Origin of the sequence: Caproicibacter fermentans (assembly GCF_009746625.1) — a bacterium.
Taxonomy (GTDB): domain Bacteria; phylum Bacillota; class Clostridia; order Oscillospirales; family Acutalibacteraceae; genus Caproicibacter; species Caproicibacter fermentans.
In genome coordinates this window covers 1-25,663 of record NZ_VWXL01000052.1, presented here as the reverse complement: position 1 = coordinate 25,663, position 25,663 = coordinate 1, and the positions used below count along the sequence as shown (strand labels likewise).

Below are 25,663 nucleotides of genomic sequence, written 5' to 3'. Positions count from 1 at the left end.
CAATGACTCAAAAAATCTTATATTGTGCATCTACCCTTTCGCATATTCGGAATTTCCATTTGCCCTATCTGCGTGCTTTTCATGAAATGGGGTACGAGGTGTGGGTCGCCGCGGATCAAGCAGCTTCTGTGCCTTATGCCGATCGGGTCGTCGCGTTGCCGATGCAAAAGAAATTTTTGAGTCCCGGGAATTTGAGCGCCGTGCTGAAAGCACGAAAACTGATTCGCACGCAGCGGTTTGATCTTGTCAGCACGCATACGGAGCTGGCAAGCGCGATTGTCCGCGCGGGAATTCTTTTGTTGCGCAAAAGACCAAAAGTTGTCTGCACCGTACACGGGTACCTGTTCCAGGAAAATGACGGACTGAAAAAATGGAAATATCTGATCCCGGAAAAACTTTGCGCGCGCGTAACGGATGTGCTGATGGTGATGAATCATGAGGATGAAAGAATTGCTTTGCGGCACAAGCTTTACCGGCACAAACTGGCTTATATCCACGGGATGGGAATTGATCTGTCGCGGTTTAAACCGGTGGCACCGGAAGAAAAGCTCCTTTTGCGAAGAAAGGCCGGAATTTCTACAAATGATTTTGTGTTTCTCTATGGGGCGGAATTTTCCGAACGGAAAAACCAGGAGTTTCTTATCCGTGCATTTGCAAAGATGTGCGGGGGATGTCCGAATGTAAAACTGTTTCTGGCCGGGGATGGCGCGCTTTTGGGGAGATGCCAAACACTCGTACATTCCCTTTCCTGCGAAACAAAGATTTATTTCTTAGGGCATGTTTCCGATATGAGTAAGCTGTATCCTGCTTGTGACATCTGTGTTTCCAGCAGCCGGATAGAGGGGCTGCCGTTTAATATCATGGAGGCACTGGCATGCGGGCTGCCCGTATTGGCCACAAACATCAAAGGGCATCGGGAACTTGTAAGGGAAGACCGGAACGGGATGCTTTACAGGAAGGACGACGAAACCGATTTGATGAAAAAAATGAATCTTCTTTACCGTGACAGGCATTTGGTAAAAAGGCTATCGGACCAGTGCAGAAGCGGGTTGGAGCCCTATGAACAATCTTACGCATTAAAGGAAGTCATACAGGGTTATAATGAAATAGAATGGAATGCTTAATGAAAGCTTTAGTAAAGAATAAAGTATGGTAATGTTCACCTAATTTTACGGCATCTCAATGTTTTTTAGCAGATTAAATTTTCCTATTATTTCCATGTTGAAAAAATGTTTAAAAATGAAGACTGCCCTTTAACCGCCTGTAAACAAATGTGGGATTTTCTGTATATTTCGGATGCGGCGGAAGGATTAAAAAAGCTGCTGGCTGAAAAGGATACCTCCGGCGTTTATAATTTTGGTAGCGGCAGTGCGAAGCCGTTAAAGGATTATGTGGAAGAAATGGCAGAGTTGACATGTACAAACAGCAGGCTGTTGTTTGGAGCCGTGCCGTATGGACCGGCAGGGATGGTCAGCATTGAACCGGTTATTTCCAGGTTGGTTGGTGAAACCGGATGGAAACCGGAAATTTCGTTCAAGAGCGGTGTAACGCATGTTCTTCAGACGTTACAATGAGGGGGATTTTTATGAAAAAAATCAGCATATTAATTCCAACGTATAACGAAGAAGAAAATGTTGCGCCTTTGAGTAAGGCACTAATTCAAATATTACAGGACCAGATTTCCAAATACGATTATGAAATTATATTTATTGACAATCCGATTTGTGCAGCCATAATAATAAAATCAAGGCGATTTTTAACGCCAAGAATTTCGGCCAGTTCAATTCTCCCTATTATGGCTTGTGCCAAACGACAGGCGATTGTACCATCCTGCTTTGTGCCGATTTTCAGGATCCTATCGATATGATTCCCCTGTTTGTCCATGAATGGGAAAATGGCTATAAAATCGTATGCGGCATAAAAACAACGAGCAGAGAAAACAAAATCATGCGATTTCTGCGAACCTGCTATTATAAAACAATTAAATTTTTTGATGCCCCAGGATTTTCAGGAACCAATGGAAACGGAAAAATTCAATATTATGAACTATACAAGACTGTTGGAAAATTTGCAGATGGAGGAAGCCTTGAACTTTTTGAAAAAATATGTAAATAGAGTTATCAGCGAACACTCCCTGGGTGAAATGGAATTAAAAACTCTTGTTCAAAATACGTGGTATCAAATGATTTCTGTTTTGGAAGATCAGGGACTGAATGCGGACAGCCTTTCCTACCTGAAACGGGACTGCCTGGTTAAAATTTACGCCTGTTCTTATTCGGAAGACTTTGCACAGGTTTTTTCCATTATAGAGACTGATTTCCGTGAAATTTTCCGCAAATATAAAATTGACGCGCACAGCAGCACCATACAAAACATCTTACAATATATCGACGGCCATTACAATGAGCCGCTAACGCTTTCCAGCCTTGCCCGGCAGTTTAATTTCAATTATTCTTATTTGTCGACTTATTTCCATTCCCACCACTCGGAGGGTTTCAGCGAATATTTGAACAAAGAGCGCATACGACATGCCGCTGAACTGCTCCGGTCGGATCCGCTCCCCATTTCCGACGTGTGCGAAGCGGTCGGATATACCGATCAAAGCTACTTTACCCGGGTATTTAAAAAGATGACCGGCATCACCCCGCGGGAATATCGGAGGAAGCATGGAAAAGCAGGAGAGTAGATGATGAAACTTACAAAAAAGATCAGGGTGATGCATCCGGGCAGCCTTTTTCGAAAGATTGCATTCGTCGTTGTGTCTGGGGTTCTGATCGTCTCTATTTTTACGCTGGCAGCTGCTTTCCATATGACAAGGCAAGGATATGTCGAAACAATGAGCCAGTCCAACCGGCAGATTATGGCAACGGTCGAGGAAAAAATGGAGACGATGAACGACAGAATCACCGATGTGGAACTGACCATCAATAACAGTTGGGCCTTCTCTCAATATTTGAAAACAGAACCTGAAAATCCGAGAACGTATACTCTGGTTTACGATATGATAAAACAGCTCAATACCGTCAAGCCGGATACCTTTTACGATATCGCGGTAATCGGCCTGAACGGTCAGACCTACGTCAGCAATCAGTCCAGTCTTTCTCAGCCGGCGGAAGAGCTTTTGAAAAGTGAAATCACACAAGACGCCCGAAAGCACCCCAATCGCATTCTGTACCGGTATGTTCAGAGCGGAATTACGCGCCAATCCAAGGGTAAAAGTGCTTTCATCGCGCTGAAGGCATTGACTTCTCCCGAGTCCCAAACCGTTTACGGATTTGCATATGTTGTAATGAAGCAGACGGATTTGCAGGCGTTTTTTGATAATCTCAGCAACAGCACAAATAATCTGATGCTGGTAGACGAGAACGGAACAATCGTTTCTGCGCCAAATGACGAAGCTGTGGGGCAACGAAGCGCAGAGCTGGAACAGATCATCCGAGAGATGGACGCCAAAGGAGAAAAATGCCTCTATACACGGCTTCGGAACAAGCAGGTTCTGATGCTTACTCAGACCATGACCCAGTGGAATCTGCATATTGTAAGCATTTTCGACTATACACAGGCTTTGAACGAAATGCAGGGCAGTGTTTATATTCTATCCGTTTGTCTGGCTGTTACTGTGATGGTACTCATCGCAGTTTTTTTCTTTATTAGCCAGATTACCCGGCCGATTAATCGGCTTGTTCATATGATGGACACGGTTACGAAGGAAGGCCTGCCCGATCACATTGAGATTATTGACGGCGGCTATGAAGTACGGCAGCTTTCCTCCGCTTTCAGCGTGATGATCGAACACCTGAACAAACAGGTTTTTGAACTCATGCAGTTGGAGCAGGAGAAGCGCAAAATGGAAATTCACACTCTTCAGATGCAAATTAACCCTCATTTTATTTACAATACGCTTACCTCCGTGAAATGGCTGATCTGGCAAAAAGATTTGAATAAAGCAGTCCAAAGTATCAATACATTCTCACAGCTTCTCCATAATACCATTGGGAACAGTCAGGGGCTTATTTCTGCGTCCGAGGAAGTGGACAATCTGAAGAACTATATTTTCCTTCAAAAAATTCGGTTCGGTGAGCAGATACAGGCCGATATTTTTCTGAGTCCGCTTGCTGCCGACTGCTTCATGCCGAGACTGCTGCTGCAACCTTTCTTGGAAAATTCCTTTTTCCACGCATTCACCGATCGGAAGCATGGAACCATTTCCGTGCTGATTGACTGCCACGGAAAAAATTTGTATTGCGAATTGATTGATGACGGAGTGGGAATGTCTCTCAGAGTAAAGCCGACGAGCTACTGCTTGCGGGAAATCCAGGCGAGGACAGCCATTCCATTGGCATCCGGAACGTAGAGGCCAGGATTCGGCTACTGTTTGGAAAAGATTACGGCGTAAAAATCTTCAGTGAACCGGATCACGGCACCACTGTAAGAGTGACCCTTCCGGCGATCAGAAACAGTGACGGCCCACCTAAAAAAAGTTCAAATACCAAAAATAATTTCTGATCCCCACCATCCATTTAGTGGAAACCCCTAAAAATAATAACAAATCTTCCCAAAATATTCCTACAATATTTGTGCATAATCATGATAAAATTTTTTACAGTCAATTGATTAAACGCAAAATTGTTAGGAGGAGTCAGTTATGAAAACGAAAAGTATTGCGGCTTCCTTTTTAAGCGCAGCCATGCTGCTTGGTATGACAGCCTGCAGCGGAGGTGGCGCCAATTCCGCATCGGACACTGCACCCGCTGCGGGGAACTCACAGGCCGTGTCTTCGTCGGCTGCGAAAGATGCCGCAGAAAAGCTTACCGTCTGGGCGTGGGACGACACCTTCAATGTAAAGGCTGCAAATGAAGCAAAAGCGGCTTATGCGAAAATTGATCCGAATGTTAAGGTGGATGTCGTAAGCATGGCGCAGAACGACATCGTTGCAAAGCTGAATACGGCCTTCGAATCCGGCAATGTGGACGGAATGCCGAACATCGTGCTGATTGAAGATTACAGAATTAAGAATTACCTGAAATCCTATCCGGGCGTTCTCAGCGACCTTTCAGATGTCACCACACCCGACAAATTCATGGATTATAAACTGAAAACCATGACGCAGGACGGTAAGATCTACGGAGTGCCGTTCGACAGCGGAGTCTCCTGCGTGTTTTACCGCACCGACCTGATAGAAAAAGCAGGTTTCAAGCAGTCGGATATGCAGAATCTCACTTGGGACAAATACATTGAAATCGGCAAGGCGGTCAAGGCAAAAACCGGCAAAGCGATGATTTCCGTTGATCCAAGCGATCTGGGTCTGATTCGCATGATGATGCAGTCCGCAGGGAAATGGTATGTTAATTCCGACGGGAAAGCCGATATTGCCAACAATGCCGCTTTGAAAGAAGCGGTGACCATTTACAAAAAGATGCAGCAGGAGGGAATCACCATTACCGCTTCCGGCTGGGACGCGGGTGTCGCGGCTGTAAACGAAAGCAAGGTTGCAACTTCCGTGAACGGGTGCTGGTATGCTTCCAGCATTAAAAAAGCGGCCGATCAGTCCGGAAAATGGGCAATTGCAGAGTTCCCGAAAATGTCCAATGTGTCCGGTTCTGTCAATTCCTCCAATCTGGGGGGCGCAAGCTGGTATGTGATCGACAAAGTCGCCGGCAGGGATACGGCCAAGGACTTTCTGAGCAAAACTTTTGCTTCCGATACCGGCCTGCTTGACAGTCTTTGCAAGGACATCAGTCTTGTCAGCACCTATAAGGACGCTTCTTCGGGCAAAAACGTCAATGCGCCCGACGCTTTCTTCAACAACCAGAAGATCTATAAAAACTGGATTGACTGGACTGTGAATATCCCCGCCGTGAACTACGGAACGTCGACCTATGATGTGGAAAGCAAAATGACCGAAGCGGTTCAAAGCATCCTCAAAGGTGCATCCATAGATGATACCCTGAAAAACGCACAGACCGAAGTCGAAGGCATCGTCTCCGCAGCCGACTGACAAAAACCAGAGGCACCGTAAGAATAAAGCAGCCATTGCCATGAAATGGTAACGGCTGCTTTTCATAAGGAGGCTTTCGTGTGAACAGTGAACAAAGCATTGCTGCAAAACAGATAACTTCAGACTTTCGAACTGTCGGCGGACCGCACGGTTCAAGTCGGCATACCCTCGAAAAAAAGTTGAACCGGTGGGGCTGGGGCTTTGTTTCTATGAGCATTGTCCTTATCTCCGTCTTTGTATTTTTCCCAATGATCGCCGCGTTGATCATGTCTTTTCAAACTGGTAAGGGTGTAAACATGCATTTCGGCGGTCTTACGAATTATATCCGGCTTTTCCATGACCAAACGGTGGCAAAAGCGCTTGGGAACACATTTATCTATCTGATCTTTCAGGTTCCGATTATGCTCATCCTTGCGCTTATTATCTCCGTAATACTGAATGATAAAAATCTGAAGGGACGCACTTTTTTTCGGGTTGCAATTTTTTTGCCCTGCATCACCTCCCTAGTATCCTATTCTCTCATCATGAAAAACATCTTCTCCAACGATGGCATTTTCAATCAACTGCTCTCCCATATCGGCCTTTCCCCCATTCTATGGACGACGGATTCCTTTTGGGCTAAAGTGCTGATTATTCTATCGATCACCTGGCGCTGGACCGGGTATAACATGATTTTCTACCTTTCCGGCTTACAGGGCATTGAGCCAAGTATTTATGAAGCCGCGGAAATTGACGGCGCCAACTCCTTTCAGAAAATGATTCACATGACTGTTCCCCTGCTGAAACCGATCATTCTATTTACCACGATTACATCCACAATCGGTACGCTGCAGCTCTTCGACGAGGTGCAGAATATTACAAAGGGCGGACCGGCAAACGGCACCGTTACCATTTCGCAGTACATTTACAACCTGTGCTTTAAATATACGCCAAACTTCGGATATGCGTCAGCGGTAGCCTTTATTGTGGTTGTTCTGATTGTGTTTCTTTCCTTGATACAAATGAAGATAGGAGGGAAAGAGAATCAATGAAGAAGAAAAAATCACTGTCAATTCTCAAATATTTCTTTATGATTATCGTATCTTTTATTTCCATTTTCCCGTTTCTCTGGATGATAATATCCGCCACCAACGATGCCAGAGAAATCACTGCCGTAAAACTAACTTTCGGCACGCACCTGGTGGAAAATCTCAGAAATCTGTTTCACAGCGATCTCAATTTCGGAGCCTCTCTCGGTTACTCCACATTTATCGCAGTCATAACCACTGTTCTCGCGCTGCTCATCTCATCCGTTGCAGGCTATGGGTTTGAAATTTTTCGCAGCAAGGCGCGCGACCGTGTGTTCAATATCCTGCTTCTTTCCATGATGGTTCCATTCTGCGCGCTGATGATTCCTTTGTACCGCATGTTCGGCGCCGTGGGAAAGACCGGTTTGACAGGCATCGGACTGAACACGCTGATTTCTGTCATCGCACCGTATGTTTGCACCGCGTTTTTGATCTTCTTCTTTCGTCAGAACACCAAAAGCTTTCCGAAGGATATTTTGGAGGCCGCGCGGATTGACGGACTGAATGAAACCCGCATTTTTTTCCACATGTATATGCCTGTCATGAAATCCTCCTATGCCGCGGGTGCCATCATCACCTTCATGTCCAGCTGGAATAATTATCTGTGGCCGCTGGTTGCGCTGCAGGATCCGCAGAAACGTACGGTTCCGCTCATTCTCTCCGCGATGGGTTCCTCTTATACGCCGGACTACGGAATGATTATGGCCGGAATCGTAATCGCTACGCTTCCGACAGGTTTTCTTTTCTTTATGATGCAGAAACAGTTTGTCGCCGGTATGATTGGTTCCGTAAAATAATCCGATATTTCCACTGTAAAGGAGAGCATTATGAAAGCAGGCAGATTTGCCATCAAAGATAGGTTTTACCTTGACGAAAAACCGTTCCAAATCATTTCGGGTTCGATACACTATTTCCGCGTCGTGCCGGAGTACTGGCGCGATCGGCTGGAAAAACTTCGGGCGATGGGCTGCAACACGGTTGAAACGTATATCCCGTGGAATCTGCATGAACCTCGCCGGGGAGAATTTCATTTTGAGGGAGCGCTCAGCTTTGCAGCTTTCTTGAAAACGGCGCAGGAGCTGGGGCTCTGGGCAATCGTCCGCCCGTCGCCGTATATCTGCGCTGAGTGGGAATTCGGCGGGCTTCCCGCGTGGCTGCTGTCGGAGGACGGCATGCGCCCGCGCTGCTCCTATCCCCCTTTTTTACGCGCCGTGCAGGAATACTACAAGGAGCTCTTTCAGGTTCTGGCTCCGCTGCAAATCGACAACGGCGGTCCGGTCATCCTGATGCAGATAGAAAACGAGTACGGAGCTTTCGGGGACGAACAGCGGTATCTGGAGGCTCTGCGCGGTGAGATGCGCAGAGACGGAGTAACCGTACCTCTGATTACGTCCGACGGACCCTGGGGGGATTATCTGTCAGGCGGAAGCTTGTCTGGAATTTTGCCTACCGCGAATTTTGGTTCCCAGGCGAATCAGCATTTCTCTGTTTTAAAAAAGCACACAAACGGCGGCCCGCTGATGTGCACGGAATTTTGGGCGGGATGGTTCGACGCATGGGGGGATAAAAAACACCATACCGCGTCCGTCGAAGCCAGTGCCGGAGAATTGGATGCCATTCTTTCCCAGGGCAGTGTGAATATCTACATGTTTCACGGTGGGACGAATTTCGGCTTTTTAAATGGCGCTAATTATTACGACAGCCTGACTCCGGACGTCACCTCGTATGATTATGACGCCCCGCTGTCCGAAGACGGTGAGATTACGCCGAAATATCATGCGTTTCGTGAGGTTATCGGAAAGTATGTCAAGACTCCTCCGCTCACTTTTTCGACACGGATCGATAAGCGTGCCTATGGAAAGCAGGCGGTTTCGGACCGGGTCTCCCTGTTTTCCGTGCTGGAGGACCTCGCTTCTCCCACGGAAAGTCCCTGGCCGCTCTGCATGGAAAAGCTCGGTCAGAACTACGGCTATACCCTGTACCGCTCTGCGGTAAAAAAGGATATTCCGCAGGAAAAGTTGCAGCTTCTGGGAGCCAGTGACCGCGCGCAGATCTATCTGGACCGTCGGCACTTTATAACGCTCTGCGATCATGAATTGGAGAAGGAATACGAAATTCCGGGCTCCAGCCGCAGCTTTTCACAGCTGGACATTCTTGTGGAGAATATGGGACGCGTCAACTACGGTCCGAAGCTGTCCGAGCAGCGAAAAGGGATCGACGGAGGCGTTTTACTGAACGGACACAGTCACTCCAACTGGAAGATGTACCCGCTCGAAATAAATGCCTCAATGGTAAGAAAAATAAATTTTAGCAAGGAATATAAAAAGGGAACGCCCGCATTTTACCGCATCGTATTTTTTGTGGAAACACGCGGAGACACCTTCTTGGATTTATTCGGATGGGGAAAAGGATGTGTTTTTCTCAATGGGTTGAACCTTGGGCGTTTTTGGGAAAAGGGCCCGCAAAAGCGCCTTTACGTCCCCGCCCCTCTGCTTCGAGAAGGAGAAAACGAACTGATTGTTTTTGAAACCGAAGGGAAGACGGCGGAATACGTCACATTCGAAGAGAAACCGAGGCTGGAATAAGCCGCATTAACGGCCGACACCTACAAGATAAAGTGGGGATGATCGTGTGTCAATCGTGTTTGAGGAAAGCAACCGAATGTTTCTCCTGCAGGCGAAAGATACCTGCTACGCGATGCAGGTTTCGGAATCAGGATACCTATGCCATGTTTACTGGGGAAAAAAGGTCCGCCGTTTGCATCCCGAGGAGATTGTCAGGAAAATAAGCCGATCCATGTCTCCCAGCACAGACGGCAGGAATTTGGCGTTTTCTCTGGACAACATTCCGCTGGAGTACCCGTCATACGGGAATTCTGATTTTCGCAATCCCGCCTTTCAGGTTCAGTTTTACGACGGCTCGACAGTCGCCGTTCCCAAATACAAAAGTCACAGAATCTATCCGGGAAAACCCGCGCTTAGCGGGCTCCCCGCCACCTATGTGGAGAACAGCGAAGAGGCCGATTCCTTGGAAATCGAGCTGTCGGATGACACAGCGGGCCTGCGGATCATACTCCTATACACTGCGTTCCGGGATCGGAATGTTATTACGCGTTCCGCCCGCTTTCAGAATAACGGAAGCCGAAAAATAAAAATACTCCGGGCGTTATCAATGTCGGTGGATCTGCCGCACGACAGGTACGATATGCTTCAACTCTCAGGCGCATGGGCCCGAGAACGTCATATTTACAAGCGTGCGCTGGTCCCAGGAATGCAGTCGGTGGAAAGCAGGCGCGGCGCCAGCAGTCACCAGCAAAATCCCTTTCTTGCACTGATGTCAAAGGACGCGGGAGAAAAGAGCGGGGAGATTTATGCGGTAAACCTCGTATACAGCGGCAATTTTTTTGCCGGAGCGGAAGTAGATCAGTTTGCCACAACGAGATTTTTCATGGGAATCAACCCGTTTGATTTTTCCTGGATCCTTGGTTCCGGAGAAGCATTTCAAGCGCCTGAAGCGGTGCTCGTCTACTCTTTCGAAGGACTGGGCGGCATGTCCCGAACCTTTCACAGCCTTTACAGGGAAAGACTGTGCCGGGGAAAATTCAGGGACCGAGCACGTCCTGTGTTGATTAACAACTGGGAAGCAACCTATTTTGATTTTAATTCCGAGAAGATTATGCGTCTTGTTCAAACAGCCTCAGAACAGGGAATCGAGCTGTTTGTTCTGGACGACGGGTGGTTCGGCAATAGAAACGACGACACCACATCACTTGGGGATTGGACCGTCAACCTGCGGAAGATACCGGAAGGCCTTAGCGGCCTTGCGAAGAAAGTGATTCGTTCGGGGCTGCGTTTCGGCATCTGGATGGAACCGGAGATGGTTTCCCGTGACAGCGAACTTTACCGGGCGCACCCGGACTGGTGTCTGCATGTGGAGGGACGGGAAAGGACGGAATCCCGGAACCAGCTGGTTTTGGATCTTTCCCGTCAGGATGTCTGCAATTATCTGGAAAATATGATCACCGGACTCCTGACCGGCGCGCCGGTCTCCTATGTCAAATGGGATATGAACCGAAATCTGACGGAAGTCGGTTCATCTCTATTGCCGCATGAACGGCAAAGAGAAACCGCGCACCGGTATTTGCTGGGGTTGTACGGACTGTTGGAAAAGATCATAAATAAATTCCCAAATTTGCTTTTCGAGGGATGCGCGGGCGGCGGCGGAAGATTTGACCCAGGGATGCTTTACTACATGCCGCAGATTTGGACCAGCGACGACACCGACGCGGTTGAACGGCTGAAAATACAGTATGGAACAAGTCTCGTTTATCCTGCATCAGCGATGGGGGCTCATGTTTCAGCCGTGCCAAACCATCAGGTGGGCAGAATGACTCCGCTTGCCACACGGTGCAGAGCTTCCCTATCGGGAGACTTCGGCTTTGAACTGGATTTGAACCGCCTAAGTAAGTCGGAGCTACGGGAAATCAAAAATGAGATTGATTTTTACAAAAAGATCCGGGAGCTTGTCCAGTTCGGGATTCTTTACCGTTTACGAAGCCCTTTCCAAGGAGACATGGCGGCTTGGATGTATGTGTCCGACGATCAGAAATTGGCGTATGTTTCATGTTTTTCTGTCTTGTCTGTGCCCAACGCACCCATCGATTTTCTTCGGCTTGATGGGTTGAACCCCGACCGCGAGTACACGGTAACATCAACCGGCAAAATCTACGGTGGGGACGAACTCATGAATGTGGGGTTCCCGCTTCCTGTGGCAGAAGGGGATTTTCAGAGCTGGGACTGGCTGCTTACTGCTTTTAGTAATTGATTCCATACCCATAGTGCTAATTGACACAGTAAAAAGACAAACTTCAGCAAAAGTGATAACCTTAACGCATATTAGATGAGACCGCATCAAATTTTGTGAAAAAGCTGAATAAGAATGAGGGTAGAAAAATCGAGTGTGAAAGGAAGTCTTTTTTATGAGCACAATACTGACAGAAGTTTTAGGTTACACATTCTTTCTTGATTACGATGCTTCTGCAAAGGTGTAAACTTGGGAACTGCCGTGTACCGAACGGTATGCACGGTGGTGTGAGAGGTCGGGCTAAGTAATATGAGCCCCTCCTACTCGATTCAATGTGTCATGACATGAATTTTGCACTTTTCTCAGATATGCTAATACATCCATTACATTCAAATGAAAATCGTTTGGAATTTCCTTACGACCCGGCAGCACTGCTTGAAAGCACTTTTGCTGGATTATCTCTTTATTAAATACAGGTTCATTTAAGCCAAGGACCTTTGAAAGCTCTAATTGAAACTGCATATAATCGCAGGTGTCCCTTGTCCCAATATGGAATATACCTTCAAGCTCTTTTTTGATAATGTAGTCAATCCAATCGGCAATTTGAATATTCGTTGTGTAATTAACATAGACGTTTGGATACGTCATAATCGGCGTATTGCTTTTTGTATCCTCTATCAATTTTAATATTCTTGGGCAGTCCTTTCCCCAAATCTGTGGGATGCGAATAATAGTGCATCTATCACCCAGCTTATCTTGCAGCATCTGCTCACATTTGATTTTGAAGTTCCCATAGTCAGTTTCTGATTCGGTTTTGTCAAACTCATAATGAGGCTTTTCTTTGCTTGCATCAAAAACATTAGCAGTGGATATATAAATAATTTTTCCATCTTTAGCCCTTAATAAATAATCGGCAATCTGCTTATGTGCCGCCAATTGTAGTTGAAAATCTCCCCTTAAGCATGAAATGATAATTTGCGGCCGGACACAATCCAATATCGATTTAGCAATGTCTGTATCATTAAGCTTATATCGAAGCATTTTCTTATTATCACTGTATTGTTTCGCCTGTGAATAATAGGTTCCATATACTTCATGATTTCCTACTAATTTTTGAGCAATTGCCCGTCCTGCGTATCCACTTGCTCCAAATATCAAAACTCTCATATGACCATCTCTTTCAGTTTCTTACTGTCTATTATATCACCCGCAACGGTTCCATTCAATTAATGTATTGACACTTCGGGCCAAGTTGGCCCGAAGCGAAAAGACCGCCGGGAAGCCCCCTAAACAGCACACCCCACAAAACCCGCCCGCAGGCGGTGCATCCCCCGCGATGCTACAATCGGTCATCCTGACGGCAGCAACAAAAACAGCATATTTTTGAGTTTCCAGGTTACACATTCTTTCTTGATTACGATGCTTCTGGCAAGGGTGTAAACTTGGGAACCGCCGTGTACCGAACGGTACGCGCGGTGGTGTAAGAGGTCGGGGGTGCTGCAAAATGAATTTGCAATAGCAAATCATACAATCGAGTCACCCCAAAATCAAGAAAATGCGCCTTTAAATGGACTTTTCAGCCCATTCAAAGCGCATTTTGTGAAACATTTTTTGAGAAGCTATTTTGCAACACTCCCTCCTGCTCGATTCCGTTCAATTATTCATAGGGACTATCCGGTCGCTTTCGGTAAGCGTCAAATATAACGGCGTGTACATGGGACAGATCCGATAAACCACAGCTCCTTCCTCCGCTGTTTTTCGTTCCTCCTCATTCATTCCTTATAAAATCCCAGAAGCCGCTTTATTGCTTAACGGCCCCGGCGGTAATACCTCCGATAATCCATTTCTGTGCGAGCAAATATACCACCAAAATCGGAATCAACGCCATAAGATAAGATGCAAACGCCAAATTATAGTCGGTCGAAAATTGTCCCTGAAAAACATATTGGGACAACTGGAGCGTCTGCTGGTCCGGCTTGCTTAACAGAACCAAGGGCATCAAAAAATCATTCCAAGTCCACATGAAAGTCAGGATGCCTACCGTGGCGTTGATGGGTGTCAGCAAAGGAAAAATGACCCGAAAGAACACCTGCCAGGGATTTGCTCCGTCAATGACAGCCGCTTCTTCCAAGGAAGTTGGAAGCGCTTTGATATATCCGTTATAAAGGAAGGTGTTCATCGGAAGGCCAAAGACAATATAGAGGAAGGTGATTCCCACAATGTTGTCGATGTGCAACTGATTTGCCTGTTTGACCAGAGGCAACATCAGTACATTAAACGGAATGAACATTGCACTGATCAGATAATAGTAGAGAAAATTGAAAAAGCGGCTTTTTTTTCGGTTCCGAGCGATCGCGTATGCGACCATGGAATTGGTGATCAAGGTAAAGATCAGCGCAAAAACAGTAATGCGGAAAGTATTGAAGAATTTCTGCGGATAGGAAACCATATCCCACGCTCTTGAAAAATTCGCCCATTGGATGACTTGGGGCCATGCGAGTACATGAGCCATTTCCTGCGGATTTTTTAATGCAATGACTACCGTAAGATATAGCGGCAGAAAAATCAAAACAATAGCAAGAACAATCAATAAAAGCGTGATATTCCATGAAGTATCTCTTATGTGTTTCCGTGTCATTCAAATCTCTCCTCTCTCTTTTCCAAAACAAAGAGTTGAAACAGAGAAATGGCAATGATCACAAGAAAGAACAGCACCGCATCGGCGGACTGATATGCAAACTGTGCCCCCTGGAATCCCTTTTTATAAATCAGGACAGAAACGGTGGTGGTATCCGTACCCGGTCCGCCGCCTGTCATCGCCATTACCTGGTCAAACGTCATGAGGAAATTTTTAACACAAAGCACAATATTAATTGTAAAGAACGGAGCGATGAGGGGAAACGTAATATTTTTAAACCGCTTCCATTTCATTGCGCCGTCCAAATCTGCGGCTTCATACAAATCACGGTCTATCGTTTGTAATCCCGATAAATAAATCAAGGTGTTAAAGGCCAGCGATTGCCAGACTGTTACAAAGAGCACACCGGCCCATGCGTTATCCGTTCCCAGAATATTGACGCTGAGTGATGCAATTCCCAGAGCTTTACCGATCGGAGGAAGCAGGTTCGCAAAAATATAATTGAAAACAAATCCTACAATCAGGTTGCCGAGCATGTAGGGCAAGAAGAAAATAGCCTTAAGCGTATTTTTAAATTTTATTTTCGCATTCAGTCCCAAGGCAAGGAGCAAGCTGAAAATATTGACCAAACAGGTTGCCAACACCGCAAAGAAAAAAGTGAATTCATAAGCATGGCTAATATCCGGGTCCGAAAAAATGTGGATGTAGTTTCTGAGGCCGACCAACGACCACTTACCATAGCCCTTCCAGTTCGTGAAGCTGTAGAAGACGCCCTGAAAGAACGGATATGTATGAAAAATAAAAAACAGCAGCGACATCGGGATTACCATAATGTAGAAGGCAAAGGCAATCCCTTTCTTCCGCTTTCCCATCGCGACACCTCATTCCATATTCCAGAAAGAGAGGGCAGGCTGTCGGACTTATCGCTCCGGCAGCCAGAGCCCGTAAAGACCGAATCAGCTTACATTGGCAGCATCATATTTCTGATCGCATTGTTTCAGAAAATCTGCTATATTTTTATTTGCATCCATTCCGGCCGCGGCATTTTTTCCAAAATTCTGCGCCAAAGAAGCAAGGTCAAATCCAGACGGATAGTAGTGGTCCGGGAAGTTCGCCACTTTGCCGTTCGCGATATCCTCTTTCACGCCGGCCACGGTTTTGTCACTCTGCTCCACGCCCTTAACGGCAGAGAATGCAAACTGGTCCTGAATATATTTCTGCGCATTTTCCGGCTGGACCATAAAGGAGACAAACTTCTTGGCGGCGTCTTTGCTGGGGGAATCGTTACTAACAGCTAACAGAACATCTACGCCGGAGGTTACGTAATTCTTGGAAGAATCGTTGGACGCCGGGAAAGCAAACAGATTGACATTAAAATTCGCATTGACCTTTTTGAATTCGCTGATGGCCCAGTTTCCGTTGATCATCATTGCGGCTTTCCCTTCGGCAAAGGCCGTGTTGCCGTCGGCATATGTAGTGCCCATGTAGTCTTTCTGTGCATACGAAAGCACCTGGAGGTACTTTTGCGCGACTTCCTGATGCGTTGCGGCGAAAGTCGTCTTTCCGGCAAGGCGGTCAGAAGTAAAGTTATCAGGCTGCAAATCCGGGGCCATGCTGTTCCAAGGGCAAAGTGCAGTCCAGCTGTCCTTAAAAGTAAGCTCGAACGGAGTAATGCCGGAGCTCTTCAGCGTTTTGCACAGTGTCATAAAGGCATCCCATGTGGTCGGCACCTGCACTCCGGACTTCTGAAAAATATCTTCATTGTAAAGCACACCGGAAGCATTTGTCGCATAAGGAATTCCGTAAAGCTTCTGCTCCTTATCCTGCTGAACGTTGTAGATCATCTGTTTGTAGGAGTCCTGAATGTCTGACACATAGGATTCCTGGCTTAGGTCCTCCAAAACGCCGGCGCTCTGAACTTCCGTGTACGTTGCATCGCCGCCCATTGCCAGAATATCCGGAATATCGTTTTTTGTCAGGCGTGTTTTCAACACCGTTCCCGCATCCTGCGGGCTCGAAATTGTAATGGTGATCGAAGGATTCTGCGTATGGAATTCGTCCGCAAGAGTTTTGAGAATCTTTGCGTTCTCCGTCTTTGTGGAGAACAGCTCGAGAGAAGCAGCTTGTGCGGATGCCGAAGATGTGGCGGCAGAAGCTGCACTACCGGTGCTTTCAGCGGCGGAGTTGCCTGCGGAACAACCGGCAAGCGGAACCGCAGACATTGCCGCCGCCATAAGCACAGCCAATACGCGTTTTAATGATTTCATTTTACAAACCTCCCAAGATTTTTTATGGTAATTCCGGCTATCCGGAGAACTTCCGAATTCGTACGTAACGTAATCGTTTACGTAAAGGCAAAAAATTTAATTTGCTCATGCGTCCTTCTGCCTAAAGCACCAACATGACAAATCATAACGCTGTAGCCCTGCTTTTGCGCGGTATCCTCGATACCATCCATGATCTTTACATAAAAGGTGTTTCTATTTGAGAAATCAGAACGGCGATCGCTCTGCTTTTTTCGTCTTCTTTCTTGCAATGGCATTATTGATAACCTGTCTAAGGCATCGATTGATTCCTCTACTTTTATGGAAAAGCCCTGCAGACCGTAGCAATCGAAACGTTTGCTCTTTCGGCAACATCCTTGGCCGCAGGATTATTCGTCATTTCATCCATAATCTATCGTTAAGTAATCATTTACTATTGTTGATAATATCACTGGCTTTCTAAAATGTCAAGAAGTCATTTACATTTAAAGGTCAGTTTTTTCTTCGTCTTCACCTGGGCCAGTTCATTGCTCAGGGCTGTTATAAGCTTATTCATAGGTTCCCTATTTTCTGATCCCGAGTTAAATCCCGGCTTTCCGGGAGGCGTTTCCGGCACCTACAAGGATCCGGAGGGCTACTTCGTGGATGAAAAAGAAGCTGAAACCTTCGACGCGCAGTTTCCGCCCAAGAAAAAGCTGAAGCTGCAGGGGCAGCTGGCGTAACCCCTATCATGCGCGGAGCGGTTCCGGAACCGCTCCGCGCTTTTCACCGTTCCTCGAACCTCTGCGATCCGGTTTTTCCTTGGAAAAATGGACGGGAAGACCCTGTTGGAAGCTCACGGCATGGGCGCTCACGCGCCAGACGAGGTCAACAACACGGTTACGGGTCTGATCGATCTTCTTGCGGGGCTTCCGTTTGTGAAGTCGGAAGGATTCGAAAGGCTTTGCGCTGTCAACGAGCTTTTTCCGCACGGAGACTGACGGGGTCGTGCCTATGAAGGTTTTGAAACATAGAGCCAAACCTCGCCGCATACACGATTACAACGCGTTATATTTGTGCAGGTTTAAACACTTTCAACCGATTTGTCAACATCTTGCTGTTGACAAGCGAAAAAATACAACCAGGAGGATGATCTTATTCATTCAAGAATATATTTGTGCGGCGGGGGAGAGCCTCTGATAGAAACTTTTAAAAACCATCCGGTGGTTTAATCCCCGACTCCGAAGTCCGTATTTTGATATAAAACTTCAATAGAGGAATCTTCATTGAGATAGGCGTACTTTTTCAGAAACCACTTAACGAGCTGAGCGTCCTGTTGGATTGCAGTGGAATTGTTAGTGAAAACGTTTATCGTTCCCATTCGAAAATATTTTTTTAAAATTCTAATATCGTTGTCGATCATTTCTTTCGTCTGCCCTTTTATACAGACCATTATGCAGGGGGAATCGAAATAAAATGCTACTTCCTCCGGTGTGCGGAAAGACGCGTGTTTGTTCAGCACATTTTCCCGAAATCCGTTATCGAATGTTTCCACTCCGATTTTAAAGATAATGGGAATGCCCATGAATTCTCGCATTTCCTGCAGTCGGTTGCGGTAAATCCAGTGACTTTCGAAAAATAGCTGTTGTATATTTTTTTCTTTTATGACTTGGCGAATACGATAAAGTGTACTCTTTGGCAGTTCAAAGCAGCTGCCTGAATTAATAACTTCCAGCGCACCGGCTCGGCCGCTGACACGAGAAAGAATTTGAAAATTCAGGTTTGCCATTTCTGCATCGTCTGTCGAGTTGTCGGAGATATAATCGCAAAAAGTACATTTTCCCCAGGCACAGGGGCGGCCCTTCAGCAACACAATTTCTCTGGGATTTTTCTTCGTTATCAGGTTATAGCGCTCCATTAGATTTTCTCCCATTCATTCCTGTCTTTAGCCAGCCGTCAAGGCGCGACAATAGACTGCTGACAATAACAACTGTGATCAACCGGTCCAGATAATCCATCAGGATTTGTACAATAAAGGCGCTGACTACCATGCTGAATCCAATTTGATGAAGAATCTGTACCAGAGCAGAAGAACCGGAAGAAGTAACGCCCGCAAATACGAATGCGGTAATGCAGGAGCTGACGATGGTTCCCGGCACCGTTAGAAAGAGAACGGCCAGAGGAAGTTTCCATTTTCGAAACCAGCTTGTGCGGAACAAAAACCCAGAAATCAGTCCGGTTATCATTCCTGCAGGTATAAAGTAGAGGGAGTAGACATCCGAGGTAACGCCGCTGAAAATCCCGCTTATGCAGGCAGTCAACCCCCCTAAAGCAGGACCGAACAGGGCAGAACTCAGTATGGTTCCGATGCTGTCCAGATAAATTGGGAGCCGCAATGTCAAGGCGATGTAGGCGCCGACAATATTGATGACTGCACAGAGCGCTGTGATCGTTATTTTTATGGTGGAGACCCGTTTCATGATATAGTTCCTCCCGTCATGATTTTTGATAGAAGCGGTTGAATTTGACCGGGTTCTTTCTGAAATATTCGGGATAGAAACATAGTCATAAAAGCGAGCGGGTCGGTTTGGGTAAGCACGTGACTGTTCGGCTTCTTATGCCAAAAATTCATGGAATCTACTACGGACTGCCCAATACAGATGCCTTTGGTCTCAATGTCGGTATAGGCGTCAAAGCCGTGACAGAGATCAGGGTTGACTGCATAGGCCACAGCGAGGGGATCGTTTATCACGCAGCCGATAATTCCTTCCTGCTTCCAATGAAAATCAAAGTAGAACCGGGTGATTTTTTGGATAAATTCTGCCGTGTGTCGATCCAGAACATGCATATATTCCAGTAAGTTTGGCGTCAGAACAATCTTTCGGGTGACATCGAGGCCAACCATGTGAATCGGTCTTCCCAAATTCTCAAAAACCTCACTGGCGGCATCCGGGTCGCACCAGTAGTTATATTCCGCAACGGGGGAACAATTGCCGTAACTTCTGAAATTTCCTCCCATGGAAACTAATTGGCTCAGGTTTTGAAATGCCTTTTTGTCGCGCCGCAGAGCCAATGCAATATTGGTCAGTGGCCCGATGGCAACAATCGTAAGTGCTGTTGTTGTGCGTAGCGTATCCAAGATAAAATCAACGGCGGCAGAATGCCAGGGAACGTCTTGTACCAGCGGAATCCCAATTTCCCCCAACCCATCCGCTCCATGGGTATCCTGAGCGCTGACATAGTCGCGCACCAGAGGCTTTTCGGCTCCACAGTAAACCGGGATATCCAACCGGTTCATGAAATTAAGCGTACGAAGTGCATTGCATGCCCCCAGGTCGGACGGTACGTTACCACTGACAGTGGTAATCCCGCAAATGCTTAGTTCCGGGGATGATAGGGCCAACATAAGCGCGAGGGCATCGTCGATTCCAGGATCGCAGTCAAGAATGATTTTCTTTTTCTCCAAGGTTAAAATCTCCTTTTCTTTAAAGGCACCTTTTCAGACTTTCTGAAGGAATTGCAGTAGAATCTTTGGAAATTTGGGGCTTCATGTCATCACACAAAAAAAGTCATGTCCCGCTAAGGACATGACAAATAAAGCTTTGTTCATATCAATCCTTAGTTTTTTATACTGGGAGGTTCTCGAACCAGTGCGGGGAAAGATCCCCGCTTTCATGTATTGTTTATAAAATAATACCTGAAACAGACCGGTACTGCAAGTCTTAAATCGCATTTTTCTTATAGCGCGGGCGCTGTTCACGCCTGTGATAAAAAAATGAAAGAAGCCGGCATGTGCTTGAAAAAGTCGGATTTCACTTTCTTCGCCAAGAAGGTATTTTTCGTTATTATCGCTGTACCGCCGACAGCTTCTATAAATTAGCACAATCTGAAGTCTGCAACTAAAATTGAGCGAATGATTTAAGGAAAAGCTCCATGTGTCGTTTTGAACCTGCACAGGGAGCTTTCATTTTATTTTGGCAGCTTTTGTGCTACAATTAGTTCAGATTGTTTATAGAACAGGATGGATGTAACTTGAGTATTATCGATACATTTGATAACCGTTCAGAAGAAATATTAAAGCCAAATTGTATTGCAACGCCAGTAGAAAAATTCCCTAAAACGGTCATTATAACGTTTAAGCCTAAAATTATTGACATTCTAAAGGCATTGTGTGAAGTTGAAGAAATAAGTTACCTTCACGCGGGAATAACCATACCTATTTATAAATTCAGATACAAAGAGCACGACCTAGGCATTTATATGACAGTCTTAGGAGGTGCCCCAACAACTGCCCTAATGGAGGAAGTATTAGTAAAAGGCGCAGAAAAAATACTGATTTTCGGCTCTTGCGGTGTTCTCGGCAGACAACTTGCTGCCGGGCAATTTATTATTCCAACATCAGCATATCGAGATGAAGGTACGAGTTACCACTATATGCCCCCAAGTGACTATGTGGACATTGTTACTTCGAAAAAGCTTGGAGAGATTTTTGACAGCTTAAACATTCCGTATATATTTGGTAGGACATGGACAACGGATGCTTTTTATAGAGAAACGAAAAACAATGTGGATGCTCGCAAAAAGGATGGGTGTATAACAGTTGAAATGGAATGTGCTTCTGTAATGGCAGCCAGTCAATTTAGAAAAAAATCTGCATTTCAATTTTTATATTCTGAGGATAGCCTTGACGGAGGAACTTGGGATGCTCGGACAATGGGAAAAGTGCCGCATTCTAATCTTGAAAAGTATTTAAAAATTGCTTTGGAAGTTGCAATTAAAATATAAGGATTATGAGCATACTCCGGGGCCGGCAACTTAGCTGAGCTATGGCCCAAGGAAAAGGCTCCCGCTTCGGGGTGCTTTATCCTTCAATTAATTTGCAGCTCGGAATATTCTGCTCGATGGAGAAAGCCATAGATGAAAATTGACAGCAATACGCAATTCAAACGAATGCTCGAAACAAACATCCCCAAATTAATTACTTCCCTTGCCGTTCCCACGGTGATCAGCCAGATGATTACAACCGCATACAATACTGCGGACACCTATTTTGTTGCACAGATCGGAACCAGCGCGGCTGCCGCAGTGGGAGTCGTTTTCTCTTTGATGTCCATTATTCAGGCCGCAGGGTTCGGCCTTGCCATGGGAGCCAACAGCTTAATCAGCCGCTATCTTGGTGCGAAAGAGGATGAAAAAGCAAGCAAATACGGCAACAGCGCGCTGCTCGCGGCAATCTTATTCGGGTTCATTTTAATGGGGGGCGGCCTATCCTCGCTCAAGGGGTTAATGCGTATTCTCGGCTCAACGGAGACCATCCTTCCGTATTCGTGTGAATATGGAAAATATATCTTAATCGGCGCGCCGCTGATGTGTTCCGAATTTGTCCTCAATAATATTCTTCGTTCGGAGGGAGAAGCGGTGCTGGCAATGTGGGGTCTGTCCGCCGGCGGCATTCTCAACATGCTTTTGGATCCGCTGTTTATTTCCGGGTTTCACATGGGAATCGGGGGTGCGGCTGTTGCTACTTTAGTCAGCCAAACCGTCAGCTTTTTTATTTTGATCAGCTTTTTCATCAGGAAAAAGAGCATTATTCCGATTCGGATACGGGATGTCAGCAGAGATCCCGCCGATTATTTTCTAATTGTGAAAATGGGATTTCCCACGATCTGCCGCCAGATGCTGGGCAGCTTGTCCTCTGTTTTGATGAATGTTCAGGCAGCCGCGTTTGGTGACGCGGCCGTCGCCGCCGTCACGATTTCGAATAAAATCTATATGTTTGTACGCAATATCGTCATTGGAATCGGTCAGGGCTTTCAGCCGGTTGCGGGCTATAACTACGGCGCAAAAAACAACAAGCGGGTTCGCGAAGCATTTCTTTTTACCTGCAAAGCGGGCACGGCTCTTTGTTCGCTTGCCGCGGTTTTTTTGGCTGTTTATGCTTCGTCCGTTATCACATGGTTTATCGGAACCGATGCGGAAGTCGTCCGCATCGGTTCCCGGGCGCTTCTCTTTGCCTGCGGGGTCATGCCCTTTATGGCGTATTCCACCTATGTAAATCAAATGTATCAATGCCTCGGATTCAGTAAACAGGCCACTTTTCTTGCAAGCTGCCGTCAGGGGATCTGCTTTGTGCCGCTGATTTTGATCCTGCCGGTCCTGTTTCATCTCAATGGAGTCATTATGTCTCAGCCTTCTTCCGACTTTTTCACTTTTGTCATCTCCGTGCCGTTTCAAATTACATTTTTTAAATTTCACTTGAAAATCCGTTCCGAGTGACTGCCGGAAAAATCCATAAACCTGCAGCTGCTGTCCGGTGTGATTCTGTCGGCGCTGATTCTCAACAAACGGCGCAGGCATCCGGATTGAAAGCTGTTGCGGCGCTCGCTGTTGTTCAGCCCGGGGATTTAACTCGTCAACAGCGCCGCAGCCGCGGGAGGCCGCAAAAGGACGGCCTTTAAAACATATGAATAGGGAGTTGGCCTGTCATGAGTCAAATCAGGTTTGCGACAGGATCGGATGCCGAAGCGATCCTTGAAATTTACAAGCCGTATATTTTGGAAACATCGATTACGTTTGAAGAAGCAGTTCCCACGCCGGAGGATTTCCGGGACAGGATTCTGTCCGTGTCGTCCGCGTATCCCTATCTGGTTTATGAGTCGGAAGGGAGAATCCGGGGGTACGCATACGCGCACCGGTATCAGGCGCGTGCAGCCTATCGCTGGAACGCGGAGCTTTCTGTTTATGTGGAACGCTCCGGTCTTCAAAAAGGAATCGGGAAAACGCTGTACGGCGCGCTCCTGAAACTATTGCAGCTTCAGGGAATTCAGAACGTGTACGGGATTGTTACGGCGCCGAATCGGAACAGCGAAAAGCTGCATGAATCTCTGGGCTTTCACAAGCTGGGGATTTATCACAATACGGGATATAAGCAGGGGAAATGGCGTGACGTTCAACTGTTTGAAAAAAGCATCGGCGGTCACGAGTTGAATCCGCCGCCGCTGCGCTCCATCCGCGAATTGGACCCGGCGGCTGTGACAGAGATTCTGGAACAGTACGGTCAAAAGCTTATCGAAGAATAAAAAACGGAGAAATCCAATAAAAATGGTATTATTTAACCTATATAGTACTTGGTGTATTACGAAAGTCTCCTCTCATACTCCGCAATTGCTGATTTTTATTTTCTTACAAGGTCAGTATGGCTCTCTCCGCCGGATTCCATGCAGAGGATGGTTCCGTATAAATCATGGAATCATATACTTTATGGATATGAAAAGACAGCTTCCGGCATGGCTCCGTTTTGAGCAGGTATAATGAAACCGGCACGGAGAGAAAACCTCTGCGCCGGTTTCAAACAGAAAAACATATTCTATCATAATAGGAAAGAACGGATCTTAGCTGCAAAACCGGTGCTCCCCGATAACGACAATGACGGGCCGCGATAAAATCCATTTGCTGGTTGCTTTTACGGGGTTGTAGTAATAGATCGCGCCGCCGCAGGGATCCCAGCCGTTGATGGCGTCGCGCGCAGCCTTATAGGCGGATGCGGCGACAGCCGCGTTGATGCCGCCGTCGTTCAGGCAGGAGAAAGCCCCCGGCTGATAAATGACTCCCGCCAGCGTATTCGGGAAGGAGGGATGCTGAATCCGGTTCAGGATAACCGCCCCGACCGCGACCTGGCCTTCATAAGGTTCGCCGCGCGATTCGGCGGAAATGACCCTCGCGAGCAGATTGACGTCGTTGCTGCTGTAACCGCCCGCACCGCCGGACCCGCCCGCACTTCCGGCGGGGAGTCCGATCGCGCTGAGCGTAGCGGGTCCCGCCACTCCGTCCGCGGTCAGTCCGTTTTTGCGCTGAAAATACAGCACCGCGTTTTTCGTCTGGGTTCCGTAAACGCCGTCAACCTTGCCGGTGTAATAGCCCCAGTTTTTCAGCCTGGTCTGAATCTGTTTGACCTCGCTTCCGGTGGACCCGACCTTGGAAAGGGTCTGGATCGAGCCGCCGACATGGGTCACTACCGCAATCATTAAAACATTCACCAAAACGATGATGAATACTTTCCAGACATATTTCAGTTTATCATTCAAGGAAACACCACCTCTTACCACAGATTTTTCCCACGATTCGAATGATTATCCCTGCCGGGGAAATCACCCTGCCGTTCGCCCGGAATTGACAGCAATGTCGAATCAAAGGGGAAAACCCAAAAAAAATGAAAAAAAGGGTTGACAATAGGGGTGGGTTTTGGTATTATAGTGAAGCGCCTTACGGAAAGGGCGCTGCGGAAGAGGGTCTGCAAGGGCCGGAAAACCGCATGGGACCTTGAAAATTAAACAACGAGACGATAAAGAAGGAACCCGTAAAGATTTCGAGAGTAAAAGTACTTTCGGACGAAAAGAGAGGGAAACTCTTTCAAAAAAAAAACCAAAAGATACGTTAGTGTATCGACTGAAGAGCCGAAACGACTCTAAGATAGATATAAACGCCTTCGGGTGATTATATACCATATTTTAGAGAGTTTGATCCTGGCTCAGGACGAACGCTGGCGGCGTGCCTAACACATGCAAGTCGAACGGAAACAGATTGAAGCTTGCTTTGAACTGTTTTAGTGGCGGACGGGTGAGTAACGCGTGAGGAACCTGCCTTTCAGAGGGGGATAACGTCTGGAAACGGACGCTAATACCGCATGACATTTTGTTGCCGCATGGTGATAAAATCAAAGGAGCAATCCGCTGAGAGATGGACTCGCGTCCGATTAGCCGGTTGGCGGGGTAACGGCCCACCAAAGCAACGATCGGTAGCCGGGCTGAGAGGCTGAACGGCCACATTGGGACTGAGACACGGCCCAGACTCCTACGGGAGGCAGCAGTGGGGGATATTGCACAATGGAGGAAACTCTGATGCAGCAACGCCGCGT

Annotated in this window: 25 protein-coding genes, 1 rRNA gene and 1 riboswitch; of the genes, 17 read left to right on the top strand and 9 right to left on the bottom strand. The window is 46.8% G+C overall.

The window, feature by feature from the left end; translation table 11 throughout:
* Positions 1 to 2: 2 nt before the first annotated feature.
* From CAFE_RS07875 to CAFE_RS07830, 11 genes are all read left to right on the top strand, one after another.
* Positions 3 to 1,124, top strand: a complete 1,122-nt coding sequence (locus tag CAFE_RS07875) for a glycosyltransferase family 4 protein (protein WP_156990284.1) — start codon at positions 3 to 5, stop codon at positions 1,122 to 1,124.
* Positions 1,125 to 1,229: 105 nt separating this feature from the next.
* Positions 1,230 to 1,574 carry an NAD-dependent epimerase/dehydratase family protein gene (locus CAFE_RS07870; protein WP_156990283.1) on the top strand — a complete coding sequence of 115 codons (345 nt, stop codon included), beginning with the start codon at positions 1,230 to 1,232 and terminating at the stop codon, positions 1,572 to 1,574.
* Between the two features lie 11 nt (positions 1,575 to 1,585).
* Complete coding sequence (locus CAFE_RS07865) at positions 1,586 to 1,867, top strand: glycosyltransferase (RefSeq protein WP_461950001.1); 282 nt, start codon at positions 1,586 to 1,588, stop codon at positions 1,865 to 1,867.
* Positions 1,753 to 2,115: a glycosyltransferase family protein gene (locus CAFE_RS20780; protein WP_461950000.1), complete on the top strand. Its 363-nt coding sequence runs from the start codon at positions 1,753 to 1,755 to the stop codon at positions 2,113 to 2,115. Before CAFE_RS07865 ends, CAFE_RS20780 begins: the two co-directional genes overlap by 115 nt.
* Positions 2,018 to 2,686 (top strand): helix-turn-helix domain-containing protein, encoded by a 669-nt coding sequence (locus CAFE_RS07860; RefSeq protein WP_233452752.1) that lies wholly within the window; start codon positions 2,018 to 2,020, stop codon positions 2,684 to 2,686. The genes CAFE_RS20780 and CAFE_RS07860 overlap by 98 nt, the downstream gene beginning before the upstream one ends.
* Positions 2,687 to 4,354 (top strand): sensor histidine kinase, encoded by a 1,668-nt coding sequence (locus CAFE_RS07855; RefSeq protein WP_156990281.1) that lies wholly within the window; start codon positions 2,687 to 2,689, stop codon positions 4,352 to 4,354.
* 291 nt (positions 4,355 to 4,645) lie between these two features.
* Positions 4,646 to 5,998, top strand: coding sequence for an ABC transporter substrate-binding protein (locus CAFE_RS07850; RefSeq protein ID WP_156990280.1), 1,353 nt, complete (start codon positions 4,646 to 4,648; stop codon positions 5,996 to 5,998).
* A gap of 179 nt (positions 5,999 to 6,177) precedes the next feature.
* Positions 6,178 to 7,029: a carbohydrate ABC transporter permease gene (locus CAFE_RS07845; RefSeq protein WP_413814425.1), complete on the top strand. Its 852-nt coding sequence runs from the start codon at positions 6,178 to 6,180 to the stop codon at positions 7,027 to 7,029.
* A complete protein-coding gene (locus CAFE_RS07840; protein ID WP_156990279.1) occupies positions 7,026 to 7,862 on the top strand; it encodes a carbohydrate ABC transporter permease in 837 nt (278 codons plus the stop codon). The genes CAFE_RS07845 and CAFE_RS07840 overlap by 4 nt, the downstream gene beginning before the upstream one ends.
* A gap of 30 nt (positions 7,863 to 7,892) precedes the next feature.
* Positions 7,893 to 9,650 carry a glycoside hydrolase family 35 protein gene (locus CAFE_RS07835; RefSeq protein ID WP_156990278.1) on the top strand — a complete coding sequence of 586 codons (1,758 nt, stop codon included), beginning with the start codon at positions 7,893 to 7,895 and terminating at the stop codon, positions 9,648 to 9,650.
* A 46-nt stretch (positions 9,651 to 9,696) separates the two neighbouring features.
* The gene (locus CAFE_RS07830) at positions 9,697 to 11,889 is read left to right on the top strand and encodes an alpha-galactosidase (protein ID WP_330593888.1); all 2,193 of its coding nucleotides are present in this window, start codon (positions 9,697 to 9,699) and stop codon (positions 11,887 to 11,889) included.
* A 279-nt stretch (positions 11,890 to 12,168) separates the two neighbouring features.
* Here the strand turns inward: CAFE_RS07830 and CAFE_RS07825 are convergent, their stop codons facing one another.
* From CAFE_RS07825 to CAFE_RS07805, 5 genes are all read right to left on the bottom strand, one after another.
* Positions 12,169 to 13,035 (bottom strand): sugar nucleotide-binding protein, encoded by an 867-nt coding sequence (locus CAFE_RS07825; RefSeq protein ID WP_156990277.1) that lies wholly within the window; start codon positions 13,033 to 13,035, stop codon positions 12,169 to 12,171.
* A gap of 634 nt (positions 13,036 to 13,669) precedes the next feature.
* Positions 13,670 to 14,506, bottom strand: coding sequence for a carbohydrate ABC transporter permease (locus CAFE_RS07820; RefSeq protein ID WP_156990276.1), 837 nt, complete (start codon positions 14,504 to 14,506; stop codon positions 13,670 to 13,672).
* Positions 14,503 to 15,378: a carbohydrate ABC transporter permease gene (locus CAFE_RS07815; RefSeq protein WP_156990275.1), complete on the bottom strand. Its 876-nt coding sequence runs from the start codon at positions 15,376 to 15,378 to the stop codon at positions 14,503 to 14,505. Before CAFE_RS07815 ends, CAFE_RS07820 begins: the two co-directional genes overlap by 4 nt.
* A gap of 84 nt (positions 15,379 to 15,462) precedes the next feature.
* Positions 15,463 to 16,773, bottom strand: a complete 1,311-nt coding sequence (locus tag CAFE_RS07810; RefSeq protein ID WP_156990274.1) for an ABC transporter substrate-binding protein — start codon at positions 16,771 to 16,773, stop codon at positions 15,463 to 15,465.
* A gap of 77 nt (positions 16,774 to 16,850) precedes the next feature.
* A complete protein-coding gene (locus CAFE_RS07805; protein ID WP_156990273.1) occupies positions 16,851 to 17,048 on the bottom strand; it encodes a hypothetical protein in 198 nt (65 codons plus the stop codon).
* Between the two features lie 186 nt (positions 17,049 to 17,234).
* On the opposite strand from CAFE_RS07805, the gene CAFE_RS20470 reads away from it, so the two are divergent.
* Together CAFE_RS20470 and CAFE_RS07790 are read left to right on the top strand one after the other, a co-directional pair.
* Entirely contained in the window at positions 17,235 to 17,492 is a 258-nt protein-coding gene (locus CAFE_RS20470) for a hypothetical protein (protein ID WP_207708879.1), read from the top strand.
* Between the two features lie 87 nt (positions 17,493 to 17,579).
* On the top strand, positions 17,580 to 17,750 hold the full coding sequence (locus tag CAFE_RS07790; RefSeq protein WP_156990271.1) for a hypothetical protein: 171 nt from the start codon (positions 17,580 to 17,582) through the stop codon (positions 17,748 to 17,750).
* Positions 17,751 to 17,977: 227 nt separating this feature from the next.
* Here the strand turns inward: CAFE_RS07790 and CAFE_RS07785 are convergent, their stop codons facing one another.
* Genes CAFE_RS07785 through CAFE_RS07775 form a run of 3 tightly spaced genes read right to left on the bottom strand, consistent with a single transcriptional unit; the run spans position 17,978 to position 20,215 of the window.
* Positions 17,978 to 18,667, bottom strand: coding sequence for a radical SAM protein (locus tag CAFE_RS07785; RefSeq protein WP_066646203.1), 690 nt, complete (start codon positions 18,665 to 18,667; stop codon positions 17,978 to 17,980).
* Complete coding sequence (locus CAFE_RS07780) at positions 18,654 to 19,229, bottom strand: ECF transporter S component (RefSeq protein WP_066646198.1); 576 nt, start codon at positions 19,227 to 19,229, stop codon at positions 18,654 to 18,656. Before CAFE_RS07780 ends, CAFE_RS07785 begins: the two co-directional genes overlap by 14 nt.
* A complete protein-coding gene (locus CAFE_RS07775; RefSeq protein ID WP_156990270.1) occupies positions 19,226 to 20,215 on the bottom strand; it encodes a nucleoside hydrolase in 990 nt (329 codons plus the stop codon). The genes CAFE_RS07780 and CAFE_RS07775 overlap by 4 nt, the downstream gene beginning before the upstream one ends.
* Before the next feature lie 146 nt (positions 20,216 to 20,361).
* Positions 20,362 to 20,406: riboswitch (PreQ1 riboswitch) on the bottom strand.
* A gap of 375 nt (positions 20,407 to 20,781) precedes the next feature.
* Between CAFE_RS07775 and CAFE_RS07770 the strand changes: the two genes are divergently transcribed.
* The 3 genes from CAFE_RS07770 (at position 20,782) to CAFE_RS07760 (ending at position 23,828) form a co-directional block, all read left to right on the top strand.
* A complete protein-coding gene (locus CAFE_RS07770; RefSeq protein ID WP_066646193.1) occupies positions 20,782 to 21,534 on the top strand; it encodes a nucleoside phosphorylase in 753 nt (250 codons plus the stop codon).
* Positions 21,535 to 21,666: 132 nt separating this feature from the next.
* The gene (locus tag CAFE_RS07765; protein WP_066646192.1) at positions 21,667 to 23,025 is read left to right on the top strand and encodes an MATE family efflux transporter; all 1,359 of its coding nucleotides are present in this window, start codon (positions 21,667 to 21,669) and stop codon (positions 23,023 to 23,025) included.
* 209 nt (positions 23,026 to 23,234) lie between these two features.
* Entirely contained in the window at positions 23,235 to 23,828 is a 594-nt protein-coding gene (locus CAFE_RS07760) for a GNAT family N-acetyltransferase (RefSeq protein WP_156990268.1), read from the top strand.
* Between the two features lie 312 nt (positions 23,829 to 24,140).
* On the opposite strand, the gene sleB is transcribed toward CAFE_RS07760, so the two are convergent.
* Complete coding sequence (sleB, locus tag CAFE_RS07755; protein ID WP_066646188.1) at positions 24,141 to 24,833, bottom strand: spore cortex-lytic enzyme; 693 nt, start codon at positions 24,831 to 24,833, stop codon at positions 24,141 to 24,143.
* 420 nt (positions 24,834 to 25,253) lie between these two features.
* Here sleB and CAFE_RS07750 point away from each other — a divergent pair.
* Positions 25,254 to 25,663, top strand: a 16S ribosomal RNA gene (locus CAFE_RS07750); the annotation flags it as partial.

Coding starts and splice junctions, on each gene's coding strand:
- CAFE_RS07820 (WP_156990276.1), bottom strand. CDS start 14,506: ATGACACGGAAACACATAAGAGATACTTCATGGAATATCACGCTTTTA.
- CAFE_RS07810 (WP_156990274.1), bottom strand. CDS start 16,773: ATGAAATCATTAAAACGCGTATTGGCTGTGCTTATGGCGGCGGCAATG.
- CAFE_RS07840 (WP_156990279.1), top strand. CDS start 7,026: ATGAAGAAGAAAAAATCACTGTCAATTCTCAAATATTTCTTTATGATT.
- CAFE_RS07855 (WP_156990281.1), top strand. CDS start 2,687: ATGATGAAACTTACAAAAAAGATCAGGGTGATGCATCCGGGCAGCCTT.
- CAFE_RS07870 (WP_156990283.1), top strand. CDS start 1,230: ATGTTTAAAAATGAAGACTGCCCTTTAACCGCCTGTAAACAAATGTGG.
- CAFE_RS07790 (WP_156990271.1), top strand. CDS start 17,580: ATGGACGGGAAGACCCTGTTGGAAGCTCACGGCATGGGCGCTCACGCG.
- CAFE_RS07765 (WP_066646192.1), top strand. CDS start 21,667: ATGAAAATTGACAGCAATACGCAATTCAAACGAATGCTCGAAACAAAC.
- CAFE_RS07815 (WP_156990275.1), bottom strand. CDS start 15,378: ATGGGAAAGCGGAAGAAAGGGATTGCCTTTGCCTTCTACATTATGGTA.
- CAFE_RS20470 (WP_207708879.1), top strand. CDS start 17,235: ATGTCAAGAAGTCATTTACATTTAAAGGTCAGTTTTTTCTTCGTCTTC.
- CAFE_RS07805 (WP_156990273.1), bottom strand. CDS start 17,048: ATGCCATTGCAAGAAAGAAGACGAAAAAAGCAGAGCGATCGCCGTTCT.
- CAFE_RS07780 (WP_066646198.1), bottom strand. CDS start 19,229: ATGAAACGGGTCTCCACCATAAAAATAACGATCACAGCGCTCTGTGCA.
- CAFE_RS07760 (WP_156990268.1), top strand. CDS start 23,235: ATGAGTCAAATCAGGTTTGCGACAGGATCGGATGCCGAAGCGATCCTT.
- CAFE_RS07860 (WP_233452752.1), top strand. CDS start 2,018: ATGGAAACGGAAAAATTCAATATTATGAACTATACAAGACTGTTGGAA.
- CAFE_RS07785 (WP_066646203.1), bottom strand. CDS start 18,667: ATGGAGCGCTATAACCTGATAACGAAGAAAAATCCCAGAGAAATTGTG.
- CAFE_RS07850 (WP_156990280.1), top strand. CDS start 4,646: ATGAAAACGAAAAGTATTGCGGCTTCCTTTTTAAGCGCAGCCATGCTG.
- CAFE_RS07865 (WP_461950001.1), top strand. CDS start 1,586: ATGAAAAAAATCAGCATATTAATTCCAACGTATAACGAAGAAGAAAAT.
- CAFE_RS07875 (WP_156990284.1), top strand. CDS start 3: ATGACTCAAAAAATCTTATATTGTGCATCTACCCTTTCGCATATTCGG.
- CAFE_RS07825 (WP_156990277.1), bottom strand. CDS start 13,035: ATGAGAGTTTTGATATTTGGAGCAAGTGGATACGCAGGACGGGCAATT.
- CAFE_RS07835 (WP_156990278.1), top strand. CDS start 7,893: ATGAAAGCAGGCAGATTTGCCATCAAAGATAGGTTTTACCTTGACGAA.